The following is a 4,685-nucleotide window of genomic DNA, read 5'->3' as shown; positions in this document are numbered from 1 at the left end:
CCAATCGAGCAACTGGCCGCCGCCGGTGTTATAATTCCACCGCCAGTTCATGTGGCTGCGGGCCTGGATGTAAGGTTCCATTTTGGACGGGCCGATCCAGGTCTTGTAATCCAGCTGCGGCGGAGGTTCGGACACGGCGAGGTCCCAGGCCGGAGTTCCGGGCAGGACCCTGGCCAGATCGGTGACTTTCTCGGGAAGTTGAGCCAGCTTTTGCAAAAGAGGTTTGCCGGTGCCGGCGAAATCAGTGTGGCCGCTGGGCAGGCCAACCTCGACCCGGGTGACCTTTCCAATCAATCCGTTGCGGACAATCTCCGCGCCGTAGTGGAAATTCTTTTCCGAACGCTGCCAGGATCCGGTCTGCCAGATCCGCTGATTCGATTGCACTGCCTTCACGATCGCCTGCTGCTCTGCGATCGTGCGAGCCAGCGGTTTTTCCCCGTAGATGTCCTTTTTGTTTTTCGCGGCCGCGACGGCGACGAGCGCGTGCCAGTGATCCGGCACCGCCAGCATCACGGTGTCAATGTCCGTGCGTGCCATCATTTCGCGATAATCGTGATAGGTCTTGCAATCCTGGTTTTTGTAGTGGCCGTTAATGGCGTTGACGGACGCCTGCAGATGATTCTTATCGATGTTGCAGGTGGCGACCACCTGGCAATCCGCCTCCCGCATCAAGTTGCCGGTGTTGCCGGGTCCCTGCATGCCCCAGCCGACCACACCCATCGTGATGCGGTTGGATGGGGCGGGGCGGCCGTCGGCGCCCAATGCGCTTGCGGGAATGATCGTGGGCGCGGCAATGACCGCGGCTGAAGTGGCAATGAAACGACGGCGGGAAATTTTAAGGGACGTGGATTTCATGGGTTCAATCCTGCACGGATGGCGAACCGGGCGCGAGCAAAAAATGCCGGCAGGAAAGCCCCGCTCGTGAGGAGGAAAAACGTAAGAGGCGGAGATTCTTCAAGCCCGTGCCGGCGGTCCGGTGCGGGTCCCGCCAGACCCATGTTGCGCGGTTCGAGTCGCCCCGCCGCAAAATGCGGGGAGCGTCACGAGCGGGGACTCGCCCCTGTTGGAACGGGTCCTTCGGGCGCCCTCCCCAGCAACAACCACCGGCCTCTGATCCGCTTCACCATTGCCACGAGTTCGTCAAACGTCCCGGGTTTCACGAGGTAGGAGTTGGCGCCCAACGCGTGCGCCTTGCTGACGTCCGGCACATGATCGGAGTTGGTCAGCACGACGACGATCACCCTGGCCAGCTCCGACCGTTCTCGAATCCACTCGAGCACCTCAAAACCGGAGAGCCTTGGCAGCCGGAGGTCGAGCAGTATCAGAAGGGGAACCGGGCGGCGTCCGCCGTTTGCGCATGCGGCCGAGCCGGTGAGGTATTGGATCGCCTGCTCTCCGTCTTTGACCACGTTCAGGGGATTTGCGATGTGCGCGTTTCGGAATGCACGCTTCAAGAGGAGGATGTCTTCCTCGTTGTCTTCCACCAGCAGAATGCTGGAGTCCGACAGGTCGTCTTCGTGAACATCACCGTCTTGAGACATAGTGTGTCAGACACGGTAAAAAAATCCGCGTTCAAAAAGCCGTCGCGCAATTGTCGAACGAGTGGAGCGGTATCGAGCCGTCTTCTTTTCGGACACGCATGTCTGCGAGCATGGAAGAATTTTTCTCAACTCGCGTTTCGCGGCGAAATCAGTCGAGGTGCCGGCGCGAATGTCACTTCGAGTCGGCAAAAGCCGAAAAGTTTTGTGGACATTTTCGGGACCGGCGGTGGATCGCCAAGGATGCGTGCGGCTCGAAAATTCTCGCAAAAGACGGTTTTGGACGGTTGAATCAGCGGCGGCATGCTGCGGGAAGACAACCTGGAGTTCGAGTTCGCCGTTAGAATCGCGCCCGAGGCCCGTGCGGGGCACTCGCTCATCGAACGACTGCTGTCCTTTCGGGAATTCGGAAAGTCCACGCAGCGGGTGGTCACACGAGCGCGGACGTTTTCGGGCGACGGCATCGACGTGCCGACGCTCGTGAACGAATTCTGGACCGCACGGCAACGCCAGGCCAGTTCACTCCACGAAGTTTCCTACCGTGCGTGTTTCAAACCACAGTTGCCGCGGTTTTTCATCGAACGCCTGACCCGGCCCGGGGACGTTGTTTACGATCCGTTCATGGGACGGGGCACGACCCCGGTGGAAGCCGCCCTTTTGGGCCGTGTTCCCTGGGGCAACGATGTCAACCCGCTCAGCCTCACCTTCACTCGTCCGCGGTTGCGTCCGCCTGCCCTCGATGACGTGGCTGCCCGCTTGCGGGAAATCAACCTGGCCGATTATGACGAATGGCCCGATGACCTTCTCGTCTTCTACCACCCTGACACGCTGCGCGAAATCTGCGCTCTGAAGAAATATTTCCTGACCCGCCGTGGCCGCCGGCGGGGACACGCCCATTTTTCCTCGGAGGCCGGTCGGCGCCGGCAAACATCGCCCGCAACCGCCGGGTCGCTCGATGCGGTGGACGACTGGCTCTGCATGATTGCGCTTAACCGGCTGACCGGCCACTCACCTGGATTTTTTTCCGTTTACACGCTGCCCCCAAATCAAGCCGTGTCCATCCAATCACAGCGCAAAATCAACGCGAAGCGTGACCAGCAACCGCCGCGCCGGCACGTCGCGGATTGCATTTTTAAAAAGTCGCGTCAGCTGCTTGGCGATGTCACGACAGTCGTGCGAGGCACGTTGGCAGCCGTGGCTGATCGCGCCGAGCTGCTCAACGTGCCCGCTGAAAGCACACACAAACTGCCTCCCGACTCCGTTTCGCTCGTCGTCACCTCGCCGCCGTTTCTCGACGTGGTGCAATACGCCGACGACAACTGGCTGCGCTGCTGGTTCCTCGACGTTGATCCCAAGTCCGTGAAGCTCACCATTCCCAAGAAGCTTGATGCGTGGAGCGAAGCCATGACATCCGTGTTGTGCGAACTGTATCGCATTCTGAAGCCCGGCGGTCACATCGCCTTCGAGGTCGGCGAGGTTCATGCCGGCAAAACCAGATTGGAAGAGCACATCCTCCCGTGCGGCGTTGCAGCGGGGCTTGAACCCGTGCTCGTGCTCATTAACGATCAAAAGTTTACCAAAACCGCCAACTGCTGGGGTGTGGACAATAATTTCAAAGGGACGAATACAAACCGCATCGTCCTCTTCAAAAAATCCGGCTCACCGCATCTCGCGAAACAGGATGTACCGGTCGGCGCTTCAATCCCTTGTTTATGAAAACAAATCCTCCGTTGATGAAAATGGCCATAACCACTCTTTGCGCATGCGCGGTGTTCCTGGCGGGAATCACTCAGGCAGTCCACGCGGCGGGCCGAGGAAATACCGGGGAACGGACGCTGCTGCTTTATGTCGCGGAGCCGGGAATTCGTGATTACCTCGAATACGGCGGACACGGCGTGCTTGTCTTCGACATCGGGCACGGCCATCGTTTCGTCAAGCGTGTTCCGACGGCGGGACTCGACGAAAAGGGGAGGCCGCTCAACGTCAAGGGCGTGTGCGCGAATGCGGCGACGAAACGGCTGTACGTCAGCACAACCCGGACGCTGACGTGCATTGACCTGCTTACCGAAAAGATTCTTTGGGAGAAAACGTATGAAGGCGGCTGCGACCGCATGTCCATCACGCCGGACGGCAAAGTGATTTATCTGCCGTCGCTTGAGAAGGCGCATTGGCACGTGGTGGACGCGATCACCGGCGATGTCATCAAAAAGATCGTCACGAACTCCGGCGCGCACAACACCATTATCGGACTGGATGGCCGGCACGCGTACCTGGCGGGCCTGGCATCACCCCTCCTGCGTGTGACGGACACGAAGACGCACGAGGTCGTGCGCGAAGTCGGGCCTTTCAGCAACTTCATCCGGCCCTTCACGGTGAATGGCCGGGGGACGCTCTGCTTTGTGAACGTCAATGAGTTGCTTGGATTCGAGGTCGGCGACCTGACGAGCGGCAAGAAGTTGTGCCAGGTCACGGTGGAAGGATTCGAGAAAGGGCCGACGAAACGGCACGGCTGCCCGAGTCATGGCATCGGTCTGACGCCGGACGAAAAGGAACTCTGGCTGACCGACGCGCACAACAATCGTCTGCACATTTTCGACGCGACCGCGATGCCGCCCAAGCAGATCACGAGCATCAGGCTGCGCGATCAACCCGGCTGGGTCACGTTCAGCATTGACGGCAGGTATGCCTATCCTTCGACCGGCGATGTGATTGAAACAGCGACACGCAAGATCGTGGCAGAATTGAAGGACGAACATGGCGCGGGAGTGCAGAGCGAGAAAATGGTGGAGATTGATTTCGCCGGTGGCCGGCCGGTGCGGGTTGGGGATCAGTTCGGCCTGGGCCGTGTGACGGGAGAATAGCGGCGTGTCGCAGGCCTGCGCGGTGGTTGGGACGTAACGGCGATTCACGGTTTACGACTTAAAACCCACTGACGGCAACGGAGTGAGCAGACTGGCACGAGCTGTAAGACGTCCTTACTCCTCTCTCAAGTCTTCAGCGACGATCTCGATTCTTCATTGTTTCCCGTCTTCGACCAGCCACACACTCGTTCCGCTGTCTCGACGGTTCCAGCTTACATGCTGCCGTCCACTGTCTTCTTGGCGGAGAGGCATCCTGAACCATCGGCGCCGGACACGGGAATCCAAA

The 4,685-nt window shown here is 59.6% G+C and carries 4 protein-coding genes; 2 read left to right on the top strand and 2 right to left on the bottom strand.

The window, feature by feature from the left end; translation table 11 throughout:
- Positions 1-855: Gfo/Idh/MocA family oxidoreductase (locus VN887_07240; protein HXT39800.1), on the bottom strand; the 855-nt coding region annotated here is incomplete at its 3' end.
- A gap of 185 nt (positions 856-1,040) precedes the next feature.
- Positions 1,041-1,541, bottom strand: a complete 501-nt coding sequence (locus tag VN887_07235) for a response regulator (protein ID HXT39799.1) — start codon at positions 1,539-1,541, stop codon at positions 1,041-1,043.
- A gap of 300 nt (positions 1,542-1,841) precedes the next feature.
- Between VN887_07235 and VN887_07230 the strand changes: the two genes are divergently transcribed.
- Both VN887_07230 and VN887_07225 read left to right on the top strand, forming a co-directional pair.
- Entirely contained in the window at positions 1,842-3,254 is a 1,413-nt protein-coding gene (locus tag VN887_07230; protein HXT39798.1) for a DNA methyltransferase, read from the top strand.
- Positions 3,251-4,399 (top strand): hypothetical protein, encoded by a 1,149-nt coding sequence (locus VN887_07225; protein ID HXT39797.1) that lies wholly within the window; start codon positions 3,251-3,253, stop codon positions 4,397-4,399. Before VN887_07230 ends, VN887_07225 begins: the two co-directional genes overlap by 4 nt.
- Positions 4,400-4,685 lie beyond the last annotated feature (286 nt).

This window comes from Candidatus Angelobacter sp., assembly GCA_035607015.1.
GTDB lineage: Bacteria > Verrucomicrobiota > Verrucomicrobiia > Limisphaerales > AV2 > AV2.
Note: the sequence above shows the minus strand (reverse complement) of the source record. Positions and strands in the feature narration are given on the sequence as shown.